Below are 25,899 nucleotides of genomic sequence, written 5' to 3' on the forward strand. Positions count from 1 at the left end.
TTTTTTGCTAGCTGCGAAATAACCGCGAATATAAATCTGCATGTTGCATACTGGCCTGGGCTAGACCAAAATTGCAACTTTCTAGCTCTCCGTCATCCAGGCGGAGAATTTGCTCTGTGGCTTGAGCGATCGCCCCTTGCAGCGAGAGGATCAAGATTTGGCCATTGGTTTGCCCCAAGGGAATTAGTTTTACGCCCGCCGCGACCAGATTGTTACTCCAACTTGCCAAATAGGCCATCGTGGTAGCGGATCGATCGATCTGCCAGATTGCCGCTGCCATGCCAAAGGCGATCGCAAAATTAGCACCCCAGCTAGCTGAAAGAGCAGCAACGGCCTCACTTACAAACACCTGTCTATCTTTACTACCAGGCTCGCTCTCAGTTGGATTAACGATCGCCTCAGCTTTGACCATTTCCTGGAGTAATAAAAGTAGCGATCGACCCATTTGCCAACTTTGCTGCCGCAGTTCAGCGGTTTCACGGCTGGCCGAAAACCAATCATTCCATTGCTGAAGCTGGTTTAGATCTTTTTTCAATGTTGCTGCGTAGGCACGAATCATCACCGCTGTTTCCACCCGGATTGAACCATAGTCCAATTCGATCGCCAACCAATTTTTTAGATCATCAGCATTCTTGACTATTCCTTGCTCACAAAGAGCCTCCAATCCTTCAGAATAACTATAGGCTCCCACTGGCAGGGTGGCATTAGCCAGTTGGAGTAAATGCAGCAGAGCAGAGGCATTAATATTAATTGACTCTAGATTAGCTGAGTCATTAGCACTGGGATAATCACCTTTTTCACCCATAGGCTTCGAAACACTAATGGGCATGGCTCTTACCTGCGCGACCACTATGATGATCGTGGCTACTGCCATAGGCTCCCGCTTCTGGCTGAAAGGTCACAGTCTCGGCGGTAATTTGTAATCCCATTTTGGTGAGCATGTCGGCTAAGACTGAATCCGGTGCTAGACGAAGGTAGTGGGGCGTAAGTTCGAGCGGTACATGGCGATTGCCCAGGTGATAGGCCGCTTTGAGTAGGCTTAATCGATCGGTTGCGGTAATTGTCAACACTGCTTCTGGCTTGGCGATCACTTTTACCAATTGCTGCTCATCGGCAGACAGCAATAAATCTCCATCCCGTAATACAGTGCCCCTGGGAAGCTGGAGCTGGAGCATTTCCCCTTCGATCGACTTAAACTTTAACCGCGATCGGGTTCTTTCCTCTGAATCCAGGGCTAGATGGTAGTCAGGTTTAGATTGCTGCTGATTCTCGATCGGATCAAGCTGATCAACTGCAATCCGTCGCACTAGGGTGAGCAAGGGCATTTGTTTGTAAGTTTAATGTTTCAATTTCCTAATCTCAAATTCTATCTTTTAATTCTACTAGCCAAGCAAAAAAAGGCAGAGGAAACTCATCTGCCTGAAATGACTGGAGGTTTTAGCTTAAATTGGCTAACCCAAGATTAAATTGTCCTAGGTTTGGCGATGTGAAATAGGTTTCTAGATCTAGTTCTTGCCAAACCTGAATAACTATATCTAGGGCAAACTTGTTGATCTTGTTGATCAGAGCTTGGATATTTTATTTTAGATATTAATAAAATTATCCGCGCCCAATGAACCGGCGGCGATCCCACCAACTACAACTAATGCATCAGTGCTGCCAGCTTGGGTAATTACGGCACCAGCGGGGCCATCGGTGATCACCAGGCTACCAAATTGAAGACCGCCTAACAGCGCCAGTTGGTCAATGCCCAGTTCAAAGTCAGCAATGTAGTCATAATTATCGCCAGGGCCAAGCACTTCAACGGCAAAGCGATCGGCACCTTGACCACCATTCAGAATATCAATGCCGCGATCGCCAGCCAACAGGAAGTCATCTCCCATTTGGCCAAACAGGGCATCATTGCCACGACCACCTCTGAGCACATCACCATCTTGGCCACCTAAGATGGCATCATCACCAGCATTACCATTGATGAAGTCAACACCACGATTACCAGAAAGGCTATCGTTATCTTCCTCACCAAAGATCTGATCAGAGCCATCCAAGCCCAGGATCGTATCATTACCCAGGTTGCCGAACAGACTATCATCACCATCACTACCATTAATGAAGTCATCACCTTGGGTTGCAAATGTGACAACTGGGAATGGGGTGAATGGATTGAAACCAGGATTTGAACTAGGCGGAATGCTAGCACCAGGGCCACTGTCATTGTCAATAATATTAATCACAGCAGAAGAAGCACCTGGGAATACCCCTTCTGTATCACCTAAGGAGATACTAAAGCTTTCTGTGATTTCAGCAATACTATCGTCAATGATCGGTATTACGACTGGGAAAATGGTGCCATCAATCCCGGGCGCACTTTCTAGCGTTAGCTCATCAAAACTGAAATCAATTCCCTGTACAGCGGTGCCATCTGCAGATTCGACCGTAAAGTCAAAGCTTGTGGGAATATTACCACCGGAGAAGACCAGGTTAACAGTAACTGCACCTGCACCTTCATCGACAGTGTAAACGACAGGATCAAAATCAAGAGAGCCAATTCCAGCACTACTGTCGTTATCTTCGATCGTGACAATTGCAGTCTCAATTACTTGCGTCTGACCAGGGCTGATTGTCTCAATTAGATCAACACTGAACTGCTCGGTAACTTCGAGCGGATCGGTGTCATCAATAATGGGAATCCGAATCGTTTTCGGACTTGTATCACCATCACCAAAGAAGACCGAAGTTTGGTTTGGGGTAGTGTAGTCACCAGGAGCTACGGCTGTGCCGGCTCTGGTTAGCACTTCCGCATTAATTACACCATTTTGGCCGCCAACCCGAATTACACGCAGGTCAACAAAGCCTTGGCCTTCAACGGTGTTATAGCTATCAAATTCAAACTGAATCGTGCCCCTAGCATTGGGTGTAGGCGTGCCCTGGCCATCATTATCAGCAATGAAGGCAACCTGAGTGTCAGTGCCAATGAAAGCACCATCCACATCTTGCAGAACCAAGCTGAATGACTCGGTTTGCTCAATGATCGTGTCATCATTAATCGGTACGGTGATGAAAAAGTCCTGGGTAGTAGTTAAGCCAGGGTTATCATCCTGGGCAGTATCACCAAAGGTGAAGGTACGATTAACTTCAATATAGTCGATCGTATTTTGGTTAGTCGCAACATTCGCTTGAGTACCTTCTCGAGCAGTACCATCGATCGTTTCCACTGTAAATGACTGCAGACCGATCGGAGCAGTACCAGCAGTATAACGAACTTGGAATGTAACGGAAGCATTCCCCTCTACTACAGGATTTGGGGTCACAGAGATGATGCTTAACGTACCAGATCCAGCATCAGCACCACCACCACCAACACTATCGGAAATAGTAATTGCGCCGGAAGAACCCGATGCAGGGGCTTCAGCCTGCAAAATAAACGTTTCTTCGCCTTCAGCAATATTATCTGAAGCAACGACCAGGTTAAAGGTTTGGGTGGTGCCAGCAGTAGTACCTGGCGGGAAACTAACCGAAAATGGAATATTTGGGGGCGGGTCAAAATCAGCAGCACTAGCTAGACCAACCACATCAATCGTAAAATCAAGTGGATCGCCGGTTTCGAACTCAACGGTAACAACTATAGTATTACCTTCAGTAAAGGTATCTGAATCAGTCGTAATGATTGCCATAGAATTAAACTCCTCCAGTCAGCAAACTCATATTTTCTGATACTGACAAAAACCACTTTCAAGGATATAGCATACTATTCAATAAATGTCTCTTCTATCTACACTTATTGGTGCGCTTACAATGAAAATCTATTGCCATTTCCGCGGCTAATTTTACACAAAACCAGCATTAAATGATGGGTTGGACTTGAATTTGAATATGCATTTTAATGCAGACTTAATTGCAAGACGTTGAATAGCAACTAGATTAGCGATCGGATTAAATCAATAGACTATATATTAGCTAATATTTCCTATTTATCAACTAATTAAATACTTGTTAATCAATCACGAACTACTATCAGTTAGTTTTGTTGATTTTACAATCGACAGTATTACTATTTATTAAAGATAAATCTAAAGGGGATCGACTTTGGCAAGTCAACTCAGGCTATAGCAACCACTGGTTATACCAAGGCCTGTAAGCATTTCTTTAATGGACTTTAAGTGCTTAGGGGACAAGCCCGCACAGCATATATAAAGACTAGAGCGATTGTCAAGCTCTACAATAGAGCCAAAATAATCTACCTACATCCCAAGGTACTAACGATAATGTTTCGGTTGGATTAATAACTGCTTGATCATTGCTATATATTAAAAATCAAAATGAATAAAAATGTCGAAATGCTATTCTTTTTGATATCTTTTATTCAAACATAAATTCAATTTGCGGCTAAATTAAGCGCATAAAAATGAATCATTATTTTCAACATTTTGCTTAATAAAAGGATATAGTTATAGCTATTAGATTGCCTTAGATAGCTATAAGCCTTGCTGATTATATATAGTTTCCTAAAGCAGCTACTTTTTATTTTTGAGTGGAATATAAATGTTGTCACAAAAAGCAATTTATAGGCTAAAATCTATCACCATAGATTCAGTTGCTTTGTTTGGGCTTGGGTGCTAAATAAGATAGGTAATAGTTATTTTTAGCTATTTATTAAAAAGTATTTTTATGATCATATTTACTTGACAGTTTGAATTTCTCTTTTAATATTTGAGAGCTGTGATTCAGCATAGTAAATCTATGGATTGGTTTTAACTTTAGCGTTTGGCATATCTGTAATATTGGCTCGAGATTATTTGTGGAAATGAGCGCATTTGTTCGTGAGGAGGATTAGAAATGGCAATTATCTTTGGTACGCCAGCTGGTGATTTTTTAGATGGTACTAGTGAAGCGGATACGATTGTCGGTGGTTCCGGTGATGATGCTGGACGTGGTTTTGACAATAGCGATCGCCTAGAAGGGAATCAGGGCGCAGACACCCTCAATGGCAATCAAGGCAGTGATGTAGTTTTTGGAGGACAAGGCGTTGACTTGCTTTATGGGGGCAAGGGTGATGATTTTGTCTCCGGTGATAAAGACAGTGACTTTCTGCTGGGTAATTTTGGTGAAGACACCATCCTTGGTGGGCCAGGCAGCGATTCGCTCTTTGGCGGTCAACAGAGTGATGAACTGTTTGGTGATGAAGGAAATGATGCCCTATTTGGCGATCTCGGTACTGATACGCTTACCGGCGGTGGCGGTGGCGACACCTTTGTAATTGGCCGTGACACTGGTACTGATACAATCACTGACTTCAGCGACGGGACAGACTTGATTGGTTTGTTGGATGGGATTACACCCGCCGACTTAACCATTACTCAAGACGGTAGCGACACTGTAATTACCCTGACTGATTCAGGGGCAATCCTGGCCGTTCTATCAAATACTGCCGCTGATACGATCGGGGTGGAGGACTTCATTGCCACCAGCACCATCACTGGGCCGCCTGATAGCCCTGGATCACCCGATGGGCCGATCGCATCGGTGGTTTCGGTGGTAGCGGCAGATCAATTTGCCGAGGAATTCCCAGCCGCTCAAAACATATCGCCAACCAGGGGCAGATTCGTAATTTCCCGCGATAATATTATTGGCGATTTGACCGTGTTCTTCTCGCTGTCGGGCACCGCAACCAACATAGCTGACTATGAAGAGTTACCTACCAGTGTGGTCATTCCCGATGGTCAACGATCGGTAGAACTGATTGTTACTGCGATCGATGATGCCTTGGTGGAAGAAGATGAAACCGTTGTTCTGACGATCGATCCTGGTCCAAATTATACGATTGGCCGCCCCAATGACAATGCCAATGATACTGCGGCTACGGTGATAATTCGTGATAATGAGCCGCCTATTCCCCCAGCCCCTGAGCCAATTCTACCCACTGTGGGCATTGAAGCAACTGATTCTGGCGCGTCTGAGCTGACTGGTGACAAGGGCTTCTTTACAATCACCCTCTCTGAGGCAGTTGCTACCCCTGTGGTGGTGCCAATTACGATTCCTCAGGGTGAAGGTTTCTCTACCAATGGGATCGACTATGTCAATATTCCTTCGTCGGTGACAATTCCCACGACTACTCAAACTGGCGTAGTGGTTCCCGCTGGTGCGACCTCGGTAATTATTGAAGTGGTGCCAGTAGATGATGTGGTCGGCGAAGCAGAAGAAAATGTGACTGTACAGATTGGTGCCCCTGCCGGGTTTGCCTTGGCTACAGGCTTGAGTGAAGCGACGGTTGTCCTGACCGATGAGCCAATTATCTTTAGCTTCTTCCCCGGTACGATCATTGACGATCGCATTACTGGTAGCGATCCTACTGATCCTGGTGAACTAGGTGACGATCGCTTATTGGGCGGCCCTGGTGACGATCGCATCTTTGGTCGGGGTGGTAGTGATCAATTATTTGGTGATGATCCGGATGATGCTGGCGTATCTGGTGATGACAGTATTAATGGTGGAGAGGGTAATGACCTGATCACTGGTGGCCCTGGTAGAGATACGCTCACTGGTGGTCTTGGTAACGATAGTTTTATTTATGTTTCTCCTGACGAGGGAATTGATGTCATTACTGACTTCGAACAAACAGCGATGATGCCCGGTCCCGGTGATGGATTTGTGCTAAGTAGCAGTGGCTTCGGCGGTACTCTTACTATCGGTAGTTTTATTGCAGCGGATGAATTCCAAGATGCACCAAGTCTTGCTGGCATAGCGATCGAAACCACAGCCAGAATCTTATATATTGAAGATACCGGAAGATTGTTCTTTACACCAACGGGTATTGGTGCTGCTGGAGCGCTTCCTGGCGATGCCATCCAAATTGCTAATGTCTTCACTGATTTTGGGGCATTAACTCCACCAGTACTTGATGAAAATGACTTCCAGATCATTTCATAAGTAACTTAACTGAGCTGAACTAATCGACTCAGGATGTATCTTTTATTTTTACAAAATGTCCTTTCCGATCGCTGGAGGGGCATTTTTCATTAATAGCCAAAAATAAGAAAATTGCTAAAACTGACAGGCAGATTGATTGGCGATCGGGCAATTATTAATGCTCATATACCTTTTCTACCAACACCTGAGTAACATACTCATTCAAAATCGGGTAAGGGCTAAACCCATCTGTAGTTTTTTCAATCAGCGATCGCCGCCGCAAAGATTCCAACACACTGAGCAACTCTTGCCGCGAACTAGCTGGCACCATTTCCTGCTCAATTTGCATCAGGTGGGGCATAGTTTGAGTGACTGTCAGCCAGTAAAGCACCTTTTTTTCTGACTCAGACAAGCGAGCAAAATGTTCATCCAAGAGTTGGCGTACCCCTTCAAACACCCAGCGATCGCTCTTGATCTGCTCCACCAGCAGCGCAATATTACTCCCAAAGAACTCTTGCACCGTGGCGGCGATCACCTTCAATAATTGCGGATTGCCTGCATAATGGTTAATTAAAAAATCCCACTCCGCCGCCGAGCCCGTAAATTCACCCTTTTCTTCAAATATGGCTTGACCAGCTTTAGGATCAAGCCCCTTTAGAAATAGCGATCGCACCTTGGCTCCTTCCAGCAGCGTAAACTCCTGGGGTTGCTCACGACTGGTCAAAATTAGGCAGCTCTGGTGTTGTGATTCAGCTACCCGCCGGAACAGTTCACCATAACCGGCCAGATCTTCAGCATATACACCAGCGCGATCGCCACCGGCCAGGATTGCTTCTGCACCATCGAGAATAATTAAGCAGCGCCGATTGCGGAGGCACTCAATCAAAACGGAGATCCGATCGGTGAGGGCATCTGGTAAGGGAGTTGTTTGCGCTTGGTTATTCTGATTATTCTGATTGCTTTGATTACCCTGATTACTTTGATTACCAGGATTACCGAGAAAGCCAATTAGGGCTGCGAGCAGATCGGCAACCGATTGATTGGGACGCAATAGCCGCCAGATTGTGCGATCGAAATTAGGATAAACCTCTTCAGCCAGGGCGATCGACAATGCGGTTTTGCCCATGCCGCCCATGCCCAGAATGGCAATCATGCGGCAAAAGTCTTCTCCCAGCCACTCTTTTAGAATTTTCAACTCATCAGTATGGCCATAGAAATTAGATACATCGATCGCTTCACCCCAATCCACCAGAGGCGATTGTGAATCACTTGACCTGCCAGTATTTTCACTTTCCAGTTGATTCGCCCTGGTCTCTTGCTCTTGTTTGTAGCGCCGCAAGACCGATTGAATATTTTTCTTAGTTACCTTCTCACCAATTTCTGCGGATAGCAAATTCCACAACGAAGAACCAACCTCGCGCACATAATCGAAATCATAGCCAGCATCATTAGCAATTTCTTGATAGGTGCTGCCTTCCCAGGACTTACAGAAAACCAACTCCTGTAAATAGCTGAGTGATTTACTATGTAAAAACTTATCTAGTGTAGCCAGTGCTTCGTTGCTATCCATTTAAATCAAAGCAAAATTACCAGTCTATCTAAAAAATTACTTCAAGCAACAATATATAGCAAATCAGAGGAAAGACAATAGAACCAACTCCTTGGTGGTCGCTTAGCAAACTAGGCATCATTACATAAACATAATTTCAGAGATGGTAAGGTCAGAACAACAAATACAAATAGATTGGCGCAATGTTGTAAGTAGTAAGTAGCTCTAATTTTTTATTTATGCCAATAATGCCAATAATGTTAATGTGCAATGCTAATTCTCTCTAGATCTCCCAAGACGATCCAAAAGTTTCTACCTTATCCTAGATCCTAGATAACTCTGCAAGCACGATCGCGCTCCGATCGATGATCGAACTAATAGCAGCTTCAATTAAAAGCAATTAAAGTAAACAATCTTTCAACTATAGTGCCAATAAGTAGTTAAGTGTGTGATCTAAAGCGCGATTTAAATATAGTTATCGTTATTTTAACTATTTCGCAGTCAAGCAATCTGCATAATCTAGCGATTGGATGCAAAAACCGCATCTGTGATATTGCCTAACCCAGAGATGACAACACCCCTAGCATCACAACTATAAACACACTACTATCTGTGAGTATCACATTATGAGATCGCAAAACTTAGGAATATTGGTCATTAATAGCCGAGACTCAGAGCGATCGTGAGTTAAATAAGCAATATTGCCACCAGTTTAAGTGGATCTGATAGGATTGCAACAGCTTAGCATCAACAATTTATGAGTAAAGCGCAACAGGCGATCGCCGCCGCAAAGCAATGGCTAGCAGATGCTCCAGCAAGGGCGATCCGCCAGGCCTATGAAGCTGCATTAGAAGTTAAACAACTTGAAGACGACTACTTCAATGGTAATCCTGTATCCGAACAGGCTGGTTATAGCGAAAATACCTATACCTATTTCCGCAATGAGTTAGATCGCTGCCTCAAGCTGATCGAGCGTAAACTGGCCAGCTATCGTTTCGCAGCTAAGTTACCCTGGACTAGCAATAAAACTGCGGTGAATGGCTCGGCGCAACTGGCAGGTCAGATTGATCCTGAACAACCCCATACCTCGGTGTTAGAGCAACTAACTTTTATCGATTTTATTCTAGAGAAATATGATACGGCTACAGCTCAAATTAAATGCTCCAGCATCAAATCAAGCATAAGAGCAGAAATGGCACAAGGCGATCGTAATGCCACTAATACCACTGCGCCCCGTCTCAAAGGGAAACCAGGTCAAACCCAATCCAGCAGCCCCACGCAAACAAGGCAAATTAGAGCTGCTAATCCACCCGATTCAGTGCAAAATGGCTTGGAAGACGAAGACCGAGAGAAAGAAAGAAGCATTATCCCCGGCTCATTTCTGGATTCTTTCAATCGAGTCAGGGCTAATCTATTTGACTATCAAGGTTTTGAGAAAGAAGAAGTTACCGAAATGCGCCAGTATCGACGGCGTACGATCACCGCATTCTGGTTCATTTTAATCTTAATTATCACTACCGTTTCGACTCAACAACTTACTAAAAACTTAATCTTCAACCAATTGGTTCGCTACGATAATCCCACCTTTAGCTACCTGGAGCGGGTAATCAAGCCCAAGGGTAAATTGAATACCCTAGAAAACCAGGGCTCCGTTTTTCGCAGTCAAGAGCTAGAAGACGAGGCGTTTGCTTTATTCAGGAAAGCCAAGGAAGAAATTGAGTTCAAGAAAATTATCGGTGCCTACCAAATCACCCCCCAAGAGGAGGAGGAACTGCTCAAGCAAGAAGCCGATCGCATTCTGGATTACTATAACGATCTGAGCCTGGAGGGGATTAGAAACTTTTTTGCCGATACCTGCGCCTTTTTTGTGTTCTATGCCTTGATTTATATCCGGCGCGATCAACTAATTGTAATCAAGAAATTCCTAGATGATACGCTCTATGGCTTGAGTGATAATGCTAAGGCGTTTTTGATTATTGTGGCCACTGACACATTTGTGGGATATCACTCCAGCGATGGCTGGGAAGCGCTGTTGGGAGTATTGCTACAGCATTTTAGCATCCCAGAGAATAAAACCTTTTTGCTCACCTTCATTGCCACCGTGCCGGTGTTTTTGGATGGCCTGTTTAAATTCTGGATTTTCCAATACCTGCGGCAGGCTTCACCTTCAACTTCGGCGATCTACCGAGAGATGGATGGTTAGGCGGTTAGCGCTTTGAGTTAGCACGACGACAGCGATCGCTACAATATTTGACCTCATCCCAGCATCTTGCCCACTTTTTGCGCCAGGTAAATGATTGGCCACAGCTAACGCAAGTTTTGGCAGGTAAATGGGATTTATTCCCCCTAAAGCCTTGATTGGGTTTACCAGGTCGTGCCACGATCGCTAATCTCTCTGCTTGGCAAACATTCGCGCGCCCAGGGCTCCCAATCCCGCCGAAACCGCCAGCAAAACCAGCCAGCCATACCAGGGCGAATGACCTCCACCAACCACGGCTCTTAGGCCAACACTGGTGTGGGTGAGGGGTAAAACATAGACGATCGACTTGAGCGGTTGGGGCAACAGCACCGGATCAAAGAACGTGCCACCCAGAAACGACATCGGCACAATTAAGAAGTTATTAGTTAAACCAACTGCTTCAAGCGACTTGACCGTAAGCCCAACAATCACTCCCAGGCCAGCAAACACGGTGCAATTGAGGATCAGCAGTAGCAAAAACTCGGGGTGTAAAAAGCGCCAGTTGCCAGAATAAATCGTAGCGATCGCAATTACTGAACTCGCCGTCAGCAAGCCACGACTCACTCCAGCCAGCATATTTCCCAAATAGAGCGCCAGGGGATGAATCGGCGCAATTAATAATTCCTCAAAGGTTTTTTTATAGAGCCGATCGCCACAAATCGAAAAGGTAGTACCGCCAAAGCTGATTGTCATCGAAGAGAGCGCCACCATACCGGGCAAAATAAACTCTAAATAATTGCCCTCAAATGCGCCACTGCTGCCGATCGTGCTCCCCAGGCCAAAGCCAAATGCCAGAATATAGATCAACGGTGATATCAGACCAGAAGCGATCACCTGATAAATCCGCACCCGCAGGTTCAACCAATCCCCCCACAAAACCGTGAGGCTGCCCGACCAGATCGATCGCCAGAGCGACTTTTGAGCTTGGCTCTTGAACTGCTTATATATTTCCGAGTTGTGATCTAACCCGATCGATTGAACCGATGACAACTTTTCTACCTCGTTACTATTTGCTTACTTGCTCACTATAATCAGTACCTGATTTTGGCTAAACCAAGCTACTACCATTGGTCAGAGAAGTAATTAAAACCATAAAAATAACCTCAACTGGGATACATTTCCCTGGTCAAGGTCAATTAGTTGAATATATTTTAAATTTTATATGCTCAATATGCTCAATATGCTCAAGTAATTATTGGATTTACTAAGCCAAGGCGATCGCCCATCAAGCTTGTCTCGGTTTGAGGCTAATTCATTAGTTCAATCTATCTTGATAACCAACTTGATCCGAACTAACTGGGCTGAAGAACGTTTATCGATCGGCCAATCAACCACAAACCGCAAAATACACTCAGTTTTTAATAAAATATACTCAGTATTTAAGTATTTAATACCTGGATTGGTCTGAGTCTCATCAACTACTAGTCTGATTACTGTAGCTATCTATTGACGGGAAATGAGTTTTTCAAACTGAGCCTGGGTATCATGTAAAAGCTGGTTACGATCGCGTTCCAGGCCACCATTGACCGATCTAGGGCTATTGGGGCTACTGAGGTGGGGAACAAGATTACGAGCCTGTAAAGCCATATGTAGTTGAAGGTGAGCTACATATTCACTCAAAGCTTCATCGCAGCTATGTCCATGAGATCCAGAATTTAGCATATTAAAATTATTTGTCTTCATAATTAGCCACTAGCTTAAGAAACAATTAGGTAATGGTTCGATCGTGCTAGAAAAATTAAGGAGATAGATGCGTTTGCGGCTAATGCCTATCTATAACTTACTGCCATTTTATTGCTCTGAATAATTGAGCATTAGCATCTACCTTAAGAATTATAGTTCAATAGTCTGAGGTAATAACTAATTATTGAATCAGATCTTGAACTAGAATCCTAAATCAAGCTGTCTAGATGTTGTGTTTAAGCCTTAAAGGTCTCTAAACGCAAGATTTTGAAACAATAGCTGAGCAACAACCAAATGCTTCAAGATTTAGAGCAACCAAACTGCCACAGCTCAAACAGCTTGCATACCAACGCTTACAAGTATTGACCGTATCACATTAGAGCGTGCCTACCATCAAAACCGAAAAGAAGCGTAACTTTTAGCCGCAATACTTAACATATCTAATAAGTTTATAAATCACTTGATTTAGCTGCGATCGCTACCCGCGATTGCGATATGCTATAGACGTTCCCACATCAGCTCTATTTCTTAATTTATTTAATTTATAATAATTCGTATATAAGACCTCATAAACCTGATAATTATGTTAAAGCGTGCTGTCTGTCTCCTCCTCATTGTTCTAACAATTGGCCTCAGTGGTTGTGTTAGTAAAGCGGGTGGACTGGTTCCCTATAATGACAGCAAGGATGGTTACAGCTTCTTGTATCCAAATGGCTGGCTCGAAACCAGAGTCCCAGGGGGGCCAGATATTCTTTTTCATGATCTAATTGAGCAATCGGAAAGTGTATCGGTAATTATTTCTGGTTTGAAAAGCGTCAATCATTTAACCGAGATTGGCAGTGCGAAAGATGTGGGTGAGAAGATCAAAACTAATATGATCGCCTTGCCGGGTACTGATCGTGAGGCGAAACTGGTTAGGGCGCAGCAGCGCGAGGCAAATGATAAGACCTATTATCTGCTTGAGTATGTTGTAAATGAGGCGAATACTTCCCTGCGCCATGATTTGCTCAGTATTACCGACAGCAACGATCGCCTGTATGCTCTGAGTATATCTACGCTGGATCAGCGCTGGGACAAGGTCAAAGATATGTTCTACAACATGGCTAGTTCTTTTGCGGTGAAGTAATGCGTGAAGTATGCGGTGAGTAATTCAAGGCGTTCACCCAGCCGGAAAAGCCATCACTGTAGTTATTGGGCTGCTAAAACTAGTAGGTTTGTTAATCGATTAAATCCATTAAATGGTTTCAAGCTGGTATCTCTTTGACCTGGATAACTTTTTTATCAACCCTGGTCTAGCTGAGCCAACACCTGATAATTTGCCTGACTTCAAGCTGGGCAATTGAGTTGATTTCGGTTTGGTAGGGATTAGCCTGGCCTAGATTAATGTCAGTTTGATCTTGATCATAAACTTGATCTTGCTCATAAACGATCGATAACGAAGCAGTAATAAAGAGCTAGGGATTGCCAAGAGCAGTTGAACTCACCTAGCCCTAGCCCAGCAATAACCCAGTAATAGCAATGAAGGCGGCATGAGCAGTAAAAAGTTGCAGAATATTTTATTTTGTAGAAAAGTGTAAATCTGGGTGCAATTAGTTAATCTAGTAGTTACCGATCGCCGATCGTTTGTTTGCACATTCATTCCCTATTTCCGGGCAACCAATGTCCTTAATCTTAATTATTGACGACGACCCTACCATGCGTCTGACCCTGTCTCGACTTTTGAAAAAGCAGGGGCACAGTGTTGCTACGGCCACTGACGGTGAGGCGGGATTGATCCAAGTTAAAGAAATCCAACCATCGCTGATCGTCTGTGACTGGATGATGCCGGGGATGGATGGCTTAGAGGTATGCCGTCGCCTCAAGTCTGATCCAGAGCTAGCCAATACCTACTTCATTTTGTTGACTGCCAAGGATCAAATTGGTGATATTGTTCAGGGCTTAGAAAGCGGGGCTGATGATTTCTTATCCAAACCGCCAAATATGAACGAGCTGCGTGCCAGGGTTAGTGCCGGATTGAGGGTATATGATGCTACCCATGCGCTCCAGGTTCAAAAACAGCTCCTAGAAGCAGAGTTAGCGGAGGCGGCCGAATATGTGCGATCGCTGCTGCCTGCTAATCTGGCCGGTGAAATCAAGGCAGAATCGTGCTTTCTGCCCTCGACCCAATTGGGCGGTGATTGTTTTGATATTTACTGGCTAGACGATGAACACTTAGTTTTTTATCTGCTGGATGTGGCTGGGCATGGGGTTGGTGCGGCGCTGCTCTCTGTATCGGTGCTAAATTTACTCCGCACCAGGAATTTGCGCAAGAATGCCCAACTAGGATCAACGGATTTTCGTCAACCAAATGAAGTATTAGCGGCGCTGAATAATATTTTTCAGATGTCCAACCACAAGGATATGTATTTCACGATCTGGTATGGCGTATATAACCGTTCTACCCGACTATTGAATTTTGCCAGTGGTGGTCATCCTCCGGCCGTTTTAGTCGATCCTAATAGTAGTAGTAAGGCAACTCGATTGCGAACTTCGGGGCTGCCGATCGGCATGATCAACGACATTGACTTTGAAAGTGCCACCTACAAAGTAGCTCCCAATAGTAGGCTATTTCTGTTTAGTGATGGCGCTTACGAAATTACGATGAAAGAAGATATTATCTGGGGGATCGATTCGTTTATTCGTACGCTGGTTAATTCCTGTCCAGAAACCGATGGCTCTAGCCTAGATGGTGTCTTAGCAAAGATCAAACAGACCAATGGCCATGGCTCTCATTTTGATGATGACCTATCCTTATTGGAAGTCAGATTTGATTAATCCAAATATGGCTCTAAATATTGATCCAAATATAGATCAGATCGCTAATCGCTTAGCCAAACTAGAGCGATCGCCAGCTAAATATGTTTTAAAGGCTTAAGTTATAAAGCATAGATCGCTATCGCTGATGGTAATAGGCTAATTGAGGTTAGAAGAGCTTGTCTGGTAAGGATCGCGTTGACCGTTGACTATAGTGCTATTGATCGATGTGCCAGCATTGGCTGCATTAATCTAATCTACACATACAGGTAATCAGAACTAATCTTGCAGAGGAAAACCCCTTGAAGATGTACCAGATAGCACAACCCAACCTTGGGCAATAGTTCAAACTAGCCTTCAGAGATCTTTTGTTCAAACTCTTGGCGATCGCTATAGATACTAAAAATCTTACTCATGCTGGTGAGATCAAATAACATTTTTACCTGCTCATTCAGGGAGCAAATCGCCATCTCACCATCTACAGTTCTAACGGTCTTTAAGGCTGAGACTAATGCCCCCAGGCCAGAGCTATCCATAAAGTTAACTTTTGACAAGTCAATCAAAAGATATTTAGGCCTTTTGGCAGCAATTAAATTTACTTCTTTCCTGAAGCTTGCTGCGCTGGTCACATCCAAGCGACCATCCGGCACAATTACCTCAAGTTCTTCACTCATGCAGTAACTCCTCAAATATCCAAAAGCTGATTTAGTTTTAGCAATGCGATTCACAATATTTCTGGTAATTAGTCGGCTTCAGGGAAATACCAAAGTCCCCCAGCTATAACCATAGCTAATCTGTAGGTGCTGGATTTATGATCCATACAGAATTCCTACCCTAGCATTTTACACATCTGGTTTTGGCTAGCCATCAACATCTAAGATTTACATGGTGAGCAACTAAAAAAGAAAGCTTCCATATGGTTAGACTAATCAATCTCGTCCAGTTTTAAGGTTGTGATTAGGTCAAACAACAATGAACCAAATTGCTAAGAGTATTTCTATATCAATCAAACTTGATTCTTACTAATTAGATTTTTTGGTGACTGTAATGTACTTTAGCAAGTCTTACCCCTAATTTATTAGACCAAAGTGCAGAAATTTGGACTAGATTCGATCGCTTAGTGGGCAAGATTGCCGATATCATAGAGAGAGTGGATTAGCCAAGCTATTTTGAATAGACTTAAGTTTATGGAATTATTGCTTAGCTGATACTTAATTAGAATAATCAGGGTTACTAACTCACCCGATCGTAACTGGGCTTTAGTTGAAAGTACCGCTTAAAATTATGGCAACCGTGTTAGATTCCGTGTGATTCAGGCACTTAACTGATGTATCGTTATGATCGATCGCTGGAGATCGAGGTACTACCCAAAAATCTAATCCGGCCACGATCGCCAAACCAAATAGACCGCTTTCCTCTCTCGCTTGATTGCTAACCTTCCTCAAATTATGACCGACTTACCCAGCCAAGACCAGATTCTTACTGCCCTGAGGCCGATCGCCGATCCTGTCTCTCGCAAAGGCTTGATCGCCGCCGGAGCAGTAAAGGAAGTCAATATTAAACCCTCTGGCGTAGTGGGGCTGACTCTTGCCCTGGCCATAAATGATGCCACTGCCAGGCAGGCTACGATCGACAGGTGCAAAGAAGCAGTCAAGGCGATCCCCGGTGTTAGCGATGTCTGGATTAAGCTAGCCAATCCCCCGGAGCAGGCTGCGCCATCATCTCAACCTCAATCTGCTCAAGCTAACCAATCTAGCCAACCTGGCCAACCTGGCCAACCAAGAATAGACGGCCTGGTGCCCGTATCCGGCGTAAAGCATATTATTGCCGTATCCAGTGGCAAAGGCGGCGTGGGCAAGACCTCGGTGGCGGTTAATCTTTCTGTTTCTTTGGCTGAAACTGGCGCTAAGGTTGGCCTTCTCGATGCCGATATCTATGGCCCCAATGTGCCAACCATGCTGGGGATGGCTGATGCTCAAATCATGGTGATCAAGGGCGAAGACGGCAGCGACATTGTTGAACCCGCCTTTAATCATGGCGTGAAAATGATTTCAATGGCATTTTTAATCGATCGAGATCAGCCAGTGGTTTGGCGCGGCCCGATGCTGAATGGGGTAATCCGTCAGTTTTTATATCAGGCCAACTGGGGCGATCTTGACTATTTGATTGTGGATATGCCACCAGGCACAGGTGATGCCCAGCTAACTCTGACCCAGTCGGTGCCCCTCGAAGGAGCGATCGTAGTGACCACGCCCCAGACCGTCTCTTTACTCGATTCACGCAAAAGCTTGAAAATGTTCCAGAATATGGGCATCCCAGTATTGGGGATTGTCGAGAATATGAGCTATTTTGTGCCGCCCGATCTGCCCGATCGGCAATATGATATTTTTGGCTCCGGCGGCGGTGAGAAAACAGCAACAGAATTGCAAGTACCCCTGTTGGGCCGAGTACCGCTGGAAATTGATTTACGGGTTGGTGGCGATCGCGGTGTGCCGATTGTCCTAGCCGCGCCCGAATCTGCTTCGGCTCAAGCATTGAAGGGGATTGCAGAAACGATCGCTACTAAGATTGCTGTACCTGCATCTTAAATGGTTTAAATGGTTGGATTAAGACAATTAAGCATCTAAGAATCATAGAGTCGAGCCTATTTATCGTTTTTATCGCTTGGTATTTATTTTGAGATGCCTCGCCCACTTGCAGGAATTAGATTAAAGCTGGTTAATACATCATTATCCTGGCAAAATAAATGCGATCGAAAGGATCTCATATAGTCTCTATAAATAGAAATCGAGCTAGATTAACATAGCCAAGCATGGGCGCAAAAAACACTGCTAATTCTGCCAATGACTTCCTGGCCAGATTTCAGCGATTTGGTATTCATTTAGGGTTAACCCGGATCAAACAACTCCTGGATGATCTGGGCAACCCGCAGACGCAGGTGCCGATCGTGCATGTGGCAGGTACCAATGGCAAAGGTTCGGTATGTGCCTATGTGGCCAGTGTGTTGCAGGCAGCAGGCTATAAAACTGGGCGCTACACATCCCCCCATCTAATCGATTGGCATGAGCGCATTTGCATTAACGATCGCTGGATTAGTAACCACGATCTGATCGCGGCTCTGGAAGTGGTGCAAAGCAAAATCAAGCCCACCACACCGGAGCAAACGCCAACCCAATTTGAGGTGTTTACGGCGGCAGCATGGTGGTATTTTGCCCAGCAGCAAGTCGATATTGCGGTGATCGAAACCGGGCTGGGTGGCCGACTAGATGCTACGAATGTGTGCGATCGCCCTTTGGTTTCGGTGATCACTTCGATTAGCATGGATCACTGGCAACGTTTGGGCAATACATTAGGGCAGATCGCTGGTGAAAAAGCTGGCATTATCAAACCCAATCGTCCGGTGGTGGTGGGTGAATTACCTGCTGAAGCCGCTGCCGTAATTGCCAAGCAGGCCAATGATTGCCAGAGCCCAATTACCTGGGTTGAACCAGCCAGATTTATTAATTCTGCTGTTTATATTTCTGAGCCTAGTTCATCAAGCTCATTAGGCGATCGCACCATCGAGCCAAATAATCAAACTAAGCAAACCAATCGAGCTGATCTAAATCAAGCTAATACCATTAGCAATAGCTCCAGCCAGAATCAAAGTAATCAAAGTAGTTTTGCCAAGCTACCAATGGCGACCTGGCAAGACATTACCTATCCTTTGTCGCTGTTGGGCGATTATCAATTAATCAATTCAGCGATCGCTCTGGCCACAATTCAGGCCTTGCAACAACAGCAATGGCAAATTGACGAGCAAGCAATTCAAACCGGCATGGCGCAAACCTCCTGGGCGGGTCGATTGCAATGGGTGGATTATCAAAATCGGCGATTGCTGATCGATGGAGCCCATAACCTGGCCGCCGCTAAGCAACTCAGACAATTCTGCGATCGCACCTTTGCCAACCAAGATCGTTGCTGGATTATGGGCATTTTGGCCACTAAGGACTATGCCGGTATTTTGAAAGCTTTAGTGAATAAGGGCGATCGCCTGATTACCTTACCAATTCCTGGCCATCAATGCGTTGATCCCCAAGAACTAGTAGCGATCGGGCAACCTTTGCTCAATACCAAACCAACTTTGGCAAATAATCTAGAGCAAGCCCTGAGTATTGCTGTTAACCAATCAGCATTAGCAATGCGATCGTCCGAGCCAATAATTATCTGTGGCTCTTTATATCTGGTGGGTGAATTTTTGAGTAACCAACGCCAGCAGTAATCAGGAATTAACCCTCAAATTGGGTGGGTTTTGCGAAAAATACATCATCAGGTTTAACCAGGAACGATTACTACCAAACTTGACCGCTTCGCCGCCAATGGAATTGCTCGATTCTGGTTCGGAGCTAATCAAACCAGGTAGTTGGTTGGCTAGATGATCAGGGCGATCGCCCAGGTCAAAATGGGGCTGAGTCGGGATAAAGTTCTTAAGCATCTTATCCTGCACGCTCTGGGGTAGGCAGCACCAAACACTAGCCTCTTCTGGCTGATCGAGAATCAGAGTATTAAACCCCGCATCTGCATCTCGCTGGCATTCGGCGATCGCTAGCTCTAGATTTTTATAAACATCGGTACATAAATACACTTGTCCTTCATAGAAAAGCACCTTTTCATAGCCCCAGGGGGTAGGTACTTCCCAAAAGTGCTCAACTTCTCGTGAAGATAGAATCATCATGGCTGTCTTAATCATCGTTAATAACTAAGTAAAACTCTGCAAAAGTAATAGCTTGAATGGTTTGAATAGTCTGATTGAACTTAACTTTGGTGCTCTGGAATCAAAAACCAAATAATTAAATTAAATTAATTAGTTAATAAATTCTGGCTAGCCTTAATTGTTCAACCCTGCTGAAAGGGATATTTTGAATATCCTTGAGCAGTGTTTCAATTGTCTCCCTCATACTATTGCCTTTTTTTAGGGTTCTCTAAGTGATTGGGAGTTGAACGGGTATGTGATTTTTATTAGTAAGTTGATTGATCAAAATCGCTATGGGGTAGCGATCGCTATCACTGACCAATATTTGACCAGTAGCAAGATCAGGAATTCTGGCTGAGCCAAATGATCAACTCGATCGGCTCACCACCATAGTAAATAGCGATCGATCGCATTTAAGTTAACATCAAACCTGGTTAGCCCTATGAATAGAAATCGCTATGGAATTGCTATTTAATTTATTACGATCGTGTTCGCCCCAAAGGATTTAATCAGGCCAAAAATAAATACCAAAAAATTTGCCTGGACGTAGATCCTTAAATCATCATCCAGACAAACCATTAGTTCAAATTAGTTAAATTAAATCGATCGAACTAGAACCTGCTGTTCCTACACTATCAGTCTCCAATCGATGATCAACTCGATGCTGCAAGCTAAATAGAACTCTTGCAAAGATTGATTGTAGCAACGAGAGAATCATGATCTCAGCTACTATTTGATTATTTAGGCAAGAAATCAAATGATATAGAGCATCAAGAACAGAATAATCCAGACAATATCGACAAAGTGCCAATAGATTGAAGCCGCTTCGATCCCATAGTGTTTTTCGCTGGTATAGCTGCTCTTTTTGAGCGAAGTTAATAACACACCCAGAATCAAGCATAGACCTACCATCACGTGCATCCCGTGGAAGCCCGTTAGCACATAGAAAGTGCTGGCAAACAGATTGCTAGTTAGGCCAAACTCCAGATTGCTATATTCATAGAGCTGTCCGCCAATGAACACTGCGCCCATAATGAATGTGGCCAGAAACCACCAGCGCACTGTTTTTAGATCATTCTTTTTGATCGCATGATCGGCCTGATGGATCACAAAACTACTAGACACCAGAATGATTGTATTGATGCCAGGAATTAATATTTCCAGCTCAGGAGTGCCTTCAGGTGGCCATGATTCTGCCACAACGCGATAGGCAAGATAGGCTGCAAATAAGCCTAGAAATAACATCCCTTCTGAGATTAGGAAGGTAATTAAACCAAACACCCGTAGATCGGGATGCTCTTCATGGTGGGCTTCACCTGCGGCAATCGCTTGCGCTTGATCTAAGTTAGTAGATTCGATCGCTGAACCTTGCATATGTTTTAATCCAATTTTGTCCAATCAAATGTTCAATCGCTGTGGTTGTAATGGTTAATGGTTTAGCTAGGAGCTAGGCAGTGGGTTCTGGCATTAAGCCGCCCCCATCGCCACCACCGGCATTAGGGTCGCTATCCATCTCATCCATTTCACCAGGTTCAACCCCATAGTCATAGGGGCCAGTTAGCATTACTGGTTCACCTACCCAGTTATGGGGAATCGGTGGTGAGGCGGTTGTCCATTCCATCGTCAGGGCATCCCAGGGGTTACCTGAGGCGATCGGGCCTTTGAACCAACTAATCACCGAATTGAACAGGAATGGGAAGGTGGAGATCGCCAGGATAAACGCGCCGATCGAGCAGATCATATTAATGTCAGCAAACTTAGGATCATACATTGCTACCCGACGTGGCATCCCTTGCAAACCAAGAATATGCATGGGAAAGAAACAAAGGTTAAAGCCCACAAAAGTAAGCACAAAATGCACCTTGCCCCAAAATTCATTCATCATCCGCCCGGTCATTTTCGGGAACCAATGATAGAGGCCAGCATAAATGCCAAACACGCTACCACCAAACAATACATAGTGGAAGTGAGCGACCACAAAGTAAGTGTCATGGACATGAATATCGATCGGTGCCGAGCCCAGCATTACGCCGCTGAGGCCACCAACCACAAACATTGAAATAAAACCGATCGCAAACAATAGGGCACTATTCAGGCGTAGCTTGCCGCCCCAGAGCGTAGCAATCCAGCTAAATACTTTAATTCCAGTTGGTACGGCAATCAGCAGCGTAGCGATCATAAAGAAGACTCGCAACCAATCCGGTGTACCGCTGGTAAACATATGGTGTGCCCAAACCAGTAAGCCCAAAAAGCAGATGAACATACTGGAAAAGGCGATCGTTTTGTAGCCAAAAATCGGCTTACGCGAATGCACTGGTAAAATTTCGGAGATGATCCCAAACACGGGCAAAATCATTACATATACGGCCGGGTGGGAATAGAACCAGAACAAATGCTGATACACGACCGGATTACCGCCACCAGTGGGGTTAAAGAAATTTGTACCCCCCAGCAAGTCAAAGGCCAGCAGAATCAAGGCACCAGCCAAAACAGGCGTAGCGATCGCCACCAAAAAAGAAGTGGCTAGCATCGCCCAGCAAAAGAGGGGCATACTAAAAATGTCCATCCCTGGCATCCGCATCGAAATAATCGTGACGATGAAATTAATTGCCGCCAGGATCGAAGAAGTACCAAACAGAAGCACACTAAAGATCCAGATTGCCTGCCCCACGTGCTGCTCAGTTAAAATACTCAGCGGTGGATAGGCGGTCCAGCCCGTTGATGGCAACCCAAAGAAGAAGCTGCTCATAAACAAAATCGAGGCCGGCGGAATCATCCAGAAGGCGATCGCATTGAGCTTGGGAAAAGCCATATCCCGTGCGCCGATCATCAGTGGCACCAAATAATTACCAAATCCACCGGTAACCGCTGGCACAATCCACAGGAAGATCATAATCGTGCCATGCATGGTAAACACGCCATTGTAAACGGCAGGATCAAGCACATCGGGATCGGGGGTGGCCAATTCAAGACGCACCACCGAAGCTAACGCACCACCAATTAAATAGAATACAAAGGTGGTTACCAGATATTGAATGCCAATTACTTTGTGATCGGTGCTGAAGCTGAAATATTCCCACAGTGGGGTTTTCTCGTGTTCATGAGCCGTCGAGGCTTCTATATTCTCAGTTGGGTCTGCTACTTGAGCCATAGTTAATTGACAAATTTAGAACAGATTTAGATTTGAATTGTTTTTATGTACTTAAGCAAATAATTAATTGCATTGCCGTAACTGCAACAATTGCCACATCCTAATCATGGTGATGATGTGCAGTCATTTGCATTTGATCGAGCATGGGGCGATCGAACCCAATTCGCTGGGCAATATCAGTGGCATGGGCTTGTAAATAGCTAGAATCACTTTCCCTGTTTGGGCGATTAGCAATTACCGGATTACTATTGGCGGCCATTTCCTGTTGCTCAATCAGCCAAGCATTGTAATCTTCTTCTGTTTGCACAATCATCTGCGCCTTCATCCCACCATGATAGGCGCCGCATAGCTCAGCGCATACGATCGTATATTCGCCTACCTTATTGGGCCTAAATAGCAAATTAGTAGTAGAACCAGGGATCACATCCTGTTTGAGGCGGATTTCTGGCACCCAGAAGGCATGGATGACATCACTAGCGGTCATATTTAAATGCACTTCGCGGCCTGTCGGTACATGTAGCTCAGCGGTAATCACATCGCCAGGATAGGTGAAAATCCAAGCAAATTGCATCGCTGTCACATCGATCGCCACTTCATCTGGTCTGGGCGGATCACCAACTTGGGCTACTAATTGATTTTGTTGATTTTGATTAGAGGCAATTGATGGCGCAGTTACTGGCTCACCCTGACCAGGAATCTCATCGGCTCTAGCTTCTGCCATTGCCAGGTTGACGATCGGCGCACCATTGTTGTCTGCTAGAATTTCCAGGGTGGGATTACCACGCATGGCACTATAGACATCAAAGCTGTAAATGCCAATCCACATCACCGTAACCGCTGGAATCGCTGTCCAGATTGTTTCTAGTAAAAAGTTATCGTGGATTGCTGGCCCGTCGGTTTCATCCCCTTCGCGCTTGCGGAAAACAATCATTGAGTAAATCAAGATGCTTTCGACTAATAAAAATAGGCCAAAGGCGATCGTGAGCAGGGCATTAAAGAGAGCATCGTAAAGAACTGCTTCCTCTGAACTGGCTTCTGGCAATAGACCATGATTCTGGCCATACCAGAGACTGGCCACAATGATTGCGGATATATAAGCAACTATGGTGATAGTTTTTCTAGTCTTCATTCATTCCTCTACTTGAAAATCTGCCGATCGCTAATTGTTTGGTTGAGCCGTTGACACTGTTAACTATTTTGCAATTGTTTTTCTGATGGTGGTACAGGAAGTAAGAATTTTTATCCTTAAGATACTGGGACTAAAGTCAATCTTAAACTGCGGATTATCTAATCTATCCTTTCTATCCTTAAACTGAATACCTTTAAAAACTGTGCAGAGCTATCGTTCTTACGGTCAAACTTACTGTCAAACTTCCATCGATTGGCTAGTTAATGCTTAACCTAAATAGCCAGACTTTGAACATGGAGTTACAAAGTTTTGAGTTTTGCTCGAAATATAATTTTTTGCCTCAAACAATAACTTAACCTGCCTACATGTTAGTTAACAAAAAGGTTAGTTGGGGGCGTTTTTGGCATTTCTTCAGGATCGGCTCCCTCAATCAGATCTCAATCCTATGGGCAATGTTGGCAGCAAATCAAACTGGGCAACTTTAACCATGATCAAACTCAACCCACTTCAACACATATGTATATGATTATGTTTTCTCTATGATAAGTGAGCAATTTTTTTGGATTGAGGGCTAGACATTGCCGCGATCGACTGCGATGAGCTGGTTCTAGGGCGATCGCAGCATTTCTTTGCATTTATAAACATTTAGGCTAAACATTTAAGCTAAACATTTAAGCTCAATTCCTAATAAAGCGATCGATCTGCGTAAATTGAAGTTTTCAGTGCCGTCACTTAATCCACATGCAGCAAGACCTGACAGTAGAGACTCTTCAAAAGCACAAATCGCCACCGACTCTAATAAAATAAGAGCAGTAGCGATCGGGGGGTGGCAGCCATATTCAAGCCAAAAGATATTAGTGAAATAGGCCAAGTAATCAAGAGGAAAGATCGATTACCTAGAGAGCAGGACAGGTCTCATTCTCGGAAGTTTTAAGACCACCCAGGATTGTATCAATATAAATGCAGCCCTTATTGAGATCGGAACTAGTGCCATCGGGATTACGCATCGCCAATACGATATAGCCCAATTGGCCAAGGGTGCCAGGCTCACCACCATTAGCTAAATTGCCCCTGGGATTAAATTGCACGGCGTAGTAATCGCTATTACCTACATTTTGGAATAATGCACTATCAGGCGGAGTCCCAGCTGAAGTTATATTTACAGTATTAAAATTCAGGGCATTCCAGGTGCCGCCAGATATATTTTCTAGGTTATCCCAGTCTGTGGCAACGGGATTGGGTGGGAAAGTATGCACAAAATAGCCGGTGATTCGATCGGTACCTAGGGTGGCATCGGGGATGGTGCGAAAAGTGACCTGGACATTTACCTTATCCTTCTTGGCTCGGCTTTGAGCTTCGCGGATCGCCCGGTAAATTTCGCCCTGATCCGATCGTAACCGTTGGCGATTGGTGAACCCCAGTAGGCCTGGCGCAGAGATCGCTGTCAAAACACCAATAATCAGCATTACTGCCAAGACTTCCAACAGTGTAAAACCCTGACTATCATGAGCTTGCTCATTCTGGCGATCGAGACACTGAGGTTTAAATAATATCTTTGCTATTAATGACTTCCACAACTGCATGTTTCTATTCTCCTGTTACTGCCGCTATTCCCTACTAAATACCTACTCAATTTTTGGTTTAACCTAGTAATTCATTTAAATGATCAGCCTACTGTCTTATTGTGATTTCACGATCGCTCAAAACACTTGGATAT

At 44.6% G+C, this 25,899-nt stretch carries 19 protein-coding genes; 6 read left to right on the forward strand and 13 right to left on the reverse strand.

Going from position 1 to position 25,899, the window contains the following annotated elements; genetic code table 11:
- Positions 1 to 7 precede the first annotated feature (7 nt).
- From PSE7367_RS00860 to PSE7367_RS19895, 3 genes are all read right to left on the reverse strand, one after another.
- Positions 8 to 829, reverse strand: a complete 822-nt coding sequence (locus PSE7367_RS00860; RefSeq protein ID WP_225882670.1) for an urease accessory protein UreF — start codon at positions 827 to 829, stop codon at positions 8 to 10.
- Entirely contained in the window at positions 819 to 1,325 is a 507-nt protein-coding gene (ureE, locus tag PSE7367_RS00865; RefSeq protein WP_015163464.1) for an urease accessory protein UreE, read from the reverse strand. The genes PSE7367_RS00860 and ureE overlap by 11 nt, the downstream gene beginning before the upstream one ends.
- Positions 1,326 to 1,583: 258 nt before the next feature.
- Complete coding sequence (locus tag PSE7367_RS19895; RefSeq protein WP_015163465.1) at positions 1,584 to 3,674, reverse strand: Calx-beta domain-containing protein; 2,091 nt, start codon at positions 3,672 to 3,674, stop codon at positions 1,584 to 1,586.
- A gap of 1,162 nt (positions 3,675 to 4,836) precedes the next feature.
- Between PSE7367_RS19895 and PSE7367_RS19900 the strand changes: the two genes are divergently transcribed.
- Positions 4,837 to 6,927, forward strand: a complete 2,091-nt coding sequence (locus PSE7367_RS19900; RefSeq protein WP_015163466.1) for a Calx-beta domain-containing protein — start codon at positions 4,837 to 4,839, stop codon at positions 6,925 to 6,927.
- Between the two features lie 154 nt (positions 6,928 to 7,081).
- Here the strand turns inward: PSE7367_RS19900 and PSE7367_RS00885 are convergent, their stop codons facing one another.
- Positions 7,082 to 8,476, reverse strand: coding sequence for an NB-ARC domain-containing protein (locus tag PSE7367_RS00885; RefSeq protein ID WP_015163467.1), 1,395 nt, complete (start codon positions 8,474 to 8,476; stop codon positions 7,082 to 7,084).
- Positions 8,477 to 9,212: 736 nt separating this feature from the next.
- Here PSE7367_RS00885 and PSE7367_RS00890 point away from each other — a divergent pair.
- Positions 9,213 to 10,658, forward strand: coding sequence for a hypothetical protein (locus PSE7367_RS00890; RefSeq protein WP_015163468.1), 1,446 nt, complete (start codon positions 9,213 to 9,215; stop codon positions 10,656 to 10,658).
- 4 nt (positions 10,659 to 10,662) lie between these two features.
- On the opposite strand, the gene PSE7367_RS20930 is transcribed toward PSE7367_RS00890, so the two are convergent.
- The 3 genes from PSE7367_RS20930 to PSE7367_RS00900 all read right to left on the reverse strand — a co-directional run bounded on the left by PSE7367_RS20930 (position 10,663) and on the right by PSE7367_RS00900 (position 12,356).
- Positions 10,663 to 10,836, reverse strand: a complete 174-nt coding sequence (locus PSE7367_RS20930) for a DUF2256 domain-containing protein (protein WP_015163469.1) — start codon at positions 10,834 to 10,836, stop codon at positions 10,663 to 10,665.
- Positions 10,837 to 10,841: 5 nt separating this feature from the next.
- A complete protein-coding gene (locus PSE7367_RS00895; protein WP_015163470.1) occupies positions 10,842 to 11,684 on the reverse strand; it encodes an ABC transporter permease in 843 nt (280 codons plus the stop codon).
- Positions 11,685 to 12,137: 453 nt separating this feature from the next.
- The gene (locus PSE7367_RS00900) at positions 12,138 to 12,356 is read right to left on the reverse strand and encodes a hypothetical protein (protein WP_198013431.1); all 219 of its coding nucleotides are present in this window, start codon (positions 12,354 to 12,356) and stop codon (positions 12,138 to 12,140) included.
- 604 nt (positions 12,357 to 12,960) lie between these two features.
- On the opposite strand from PSE7367_RS00900, the gene psbP reads away from it, so the two are divergent.
- Together psbP and PSE7367_RS00910 are read left to right on the forward strand one after the other, a co-directional pair.
- Positions 12,961 to 13,503: a photosystem II reaction center PsbP gene (gene psbP, locus PSE7367_RS00905; protein ID WP_015163472.1), complete on the forward strand. Its 543-nt coding sequence runs from the start codon at positions 12,961 to 12,963 to the stop codon at positions 13,501 to 13,503.
- A 533-nt stretch (positions 13,504 to 14,036) separates the two neighbouring features.
- Positions 14,037 to 15,191 carry a PP2C family protein-serine/threonine phosphatase gene (locus PSE7367_RS00910; RefSeq protein WP_015163473.1) on the forward strand — a complete coding sequence of 385 codons (1,155 nt, stop codon included), beginning with the start codon at positions 14,037 to 14,039 and terminating at the stop codon, positions 15,189 to 15,191.
- 329 nt (positions 15,192 to 15,520) lie between these two features.
- Here PSE7367_RS00910 and PSE7367_RS00915 read toward each other — a convergent pair whose 3' ends face one another.
- Positions 15,521 to 15,844 carry an STAS domain-containing protein gene (locus tag PSE7367_RS00915; RefSeq protein WP_015163475.1) on the reverse strand — a complete coding sequence of 108 codons (324 nt, stop codon included), beginning with the start codon at positions 15,842 to 15,844 and terminating at the stop codon, positions 15,521 to 15,523.
- Between the two features lie 774 nt (positions 15,845 to 16,618).
- Between PSE7367_RS00915 and PSE7367_RS00920 the strand changes: the two genes are divergently transcribed.
- The gene (locus PSE7367_RS00920) at positions 16,619 to 17,758 is read left to right on the forward strand and encodes an Mrp/NBP35 family ATP-binding protein (RefSeq protein WP_015163476.1); all 1,140 of its coding nucleotides are present in this window, start codon (positions 16,619 to 16,621) and stop codon (positions 17,756 to 17,758) included.
- A gap of 224 nt (positions 17,759 to 17,982) precedes the next feature.
- A complete protein-coding gene (locus PSE7367_RS00925) occupies positions 17,983 to 19,431 on the forward strand; it encodes a bifunctional folylpolyglutamate synthase/dihydrofolate synthase (RefSeq protein WP_015163477.1) in 1,449 nt (482 codons plus the stop codon).
- On the opposite strand, the gene PSE7367_RS00930 is transcribed toward PSE7367_RS00925, so the two are convergent.
- The 5 genes from PSE7367_RS00930 to PSE7367_RS19905 all read right to left on the reverse strand — a co-directional run bounded on the left by PSE7367_RS00930 (position 19,432) and on the right by PSE7367_RS19905 (position 25,765).
- A complete protein-coding gene (locus PSE7367_RS00930; protein WP_015163478.1) occupies positions 19,432 to 19,884 on the reverse strand; it encodes a hypothetical protein in 453 nt (150 codons plus the stop codon).
- 771 nt (positions 19,885 to 20,655) lie between these two features.
- On the reverse strand, positions 20,656 to 21,276 hold the full coding sequence (locus tag PSE7367_RS00935; RefSeq protein WP_015163480.1) for a cytochrome c oxidase subunit 3: 621 nt from the start codon (positions 21,274 to 21,276) through the stop codon (positions 20,656 to 20,658).
- A 73-nt stretch (positions 21,277 to 21,349) separates the two neighbouring features.
- A complete protein-coding gene (gene ctaD, locus PSE7367_RS00940; RefSeq protein WP_015163481.1) occupies positions 21,350 to 23,053 on the reverse strand; it encodes a cytochrome c oxidase subunit I in 1,704 nt (567 codons plus the stop codon).
- A 100-nt stretch (positions 23,054 to 23,153) separates the two neighbouring features.
- Positions 23,154 to 24,182 carry a cytochrome c oxidase subunit II gene (locus PSE7367_RS00945; protein ID WP_015163482.1) on the reverse strand — a complete coding sequence of 343 codons (1,029 nt, stop codon included), beginning with the start codon at positions 24,180 to 24,182 and terminating at the stop codon, positions 23,154 to 23,156.
- Positions 24,183 to 25,078: 896 nt separating this feature from the next.
- The gene (locus PSE7367_RS19905) at positions 25,079 to 25,765 is read right to left on the reverse strand and encodes a prepilin-type N-terminal cleavage/methylation domain-containing protein (RefSeq protein ID WP_015163483.1); all 687 of its coding nucleotides are present in this window, start codon (positions 25,763 to 25,765) and stop codon (positions 25,079 to 25,081) included.
- Positions 25,766 to 25,899: the final 134 nt, after the last annotated feature.

Source organism: Pseudanabaena sp. PCC 7367 (assembly GCF_000317065.1).
Classification (GTDB): Bacteria; Cyanobacteriota; Cyanobacteriia; order Pseudanabaenales; family Pseudanabaenaceae; genus Thalassoporum; species Thalassoporum mexicanum.

What these genes read in the sequence shown, in the direction of transcription:
- PSE7367_RS00860 (WP_225882670.1), bottom strand. Translation starts at nt 829, where the DNA reads ATGCCCATTAGTGTTTCGAAGCCTATGGGTGAAAAAGGTGATTATCCC.
- PSE7367_RS19900 (WP_015163466.1), top strand. Translation starts at nt 4,837, where the DNA reads ATGGCAATTATCTTTGGTACGCCAGCTGGTGATTTTTTAGATGGTACT.
- PSE7367_RS00885 (WP_015163467.1), bottom strand. Translation starts at nt 8,476, where the DNA reads ATGGATAGCAACGAAGCACTGGCTACACTAGATAAGTTTTTACATAGT.
- PSE7367_RS00935 (WP_015163480.1), bottom strand. Translation starts at nt 21,276, where the DNA reads ATGCAAGGTTCAGCGATCGAATCTACTAACTTAGATCAAGCGCAAGCG.
- PSE7367_RS00925 (WP_015163477.1), top strand. Translation starts at nt 17,983, where the DNA reads ATGGGCGCAAAAAACACTGCTAATTCTGCCAATGACTTCCTGGCCAGA.
- psbP (WP_015163472.1), top strand. Translation starts at nt 12,961, where the DNA reads ATGTTAAAGCGTGCTGTCTGTCTCCTCCTCATTGTTCTAACAATTGGC.
- PSE7367_RS00945 (WP_015163482.1), bottom strand. Translation starts at nt 24,182, where the DNA reads ATGAAGACTAGAAAAACTATCACCATAGTTGCTTATATATCCGCAATC.
- PSE7367_RS00930 (WP_015163478.1), bottom strand. Translation starts at nt 19,884, where the DNA reads ATGATGATTCTATCTTCACGAGAAGTTGAGCACTTTTGGGAAGTACCT.
- PSE7367_RS00900 (WP_198013431.1), bottom strand. Translation starts at nt 12,356, where the DNA reads ATGCTAAATTCTGGATCTCATGGACATAGCTGCGATGAAGCTTTGAGT.
- PSE7367_RS00890 (WP_015163468.1), top strand. Translation starts at nt 9,213, where the DNA reads ATGAGTAAAGCGCAACAGGCGATCGCCGCCGCAAAGCAATGGCTAGCA.
- PSE7367_RS00915 (WP_015163475.1), bottom strand. Translation starts at nt 15,844, where the DNA reads ATGAGTGAAGAACTTGAGGTAATTGTGCCGGATGGTCGCTTGGATGTG.
- ureE (WP_015163464.1), bottom strand. Translation starts at nt 1,325, where the DNA reads ATGCCCTTGCTCACCCTAGTGCGACGGATTGCAGTTGATCAGCTTGAT.
- PSE7367_RS19895 (WP_015163465.1), bottom strand. Translation starts at nt 3,674, where the DNA reads ATGGCAATCATTACGACTGATTCAGATACCTTTACTGAAGGTAATACT.
- ctaD (WP_015163481.1), bottom strand. Translation starts at nt 23,053, where the DNA reads ATGGCTCAAGTAGCAGACCCAACTGAGAATATAGAAGCCTCGACGGCT.
- PSE7367_RS00910 (WP_015163473.1), top strand. Translation starts at nt 14,037, where the DNA reads ATGTCCTTAATCTTAATTATTGACGACGACCCTACCATGCGTCTGACC.
- PSE7367_RS19905 (WP_015163483.1), bottom strand. Translation starts at nt 25,765, where the DNA reads ATGCAGTTGTGGAAGTCATTAATAGCAAAGATATTATTTAAACCTCAG.
- PSE7367_RS00920 (WP_015163476.1), top strand. Translation starts at nt 16,619, where the DNA reads ATGACCGACTTACCCAGCCAAGACCAGATTCTTACTGCCCTGAGGCCG.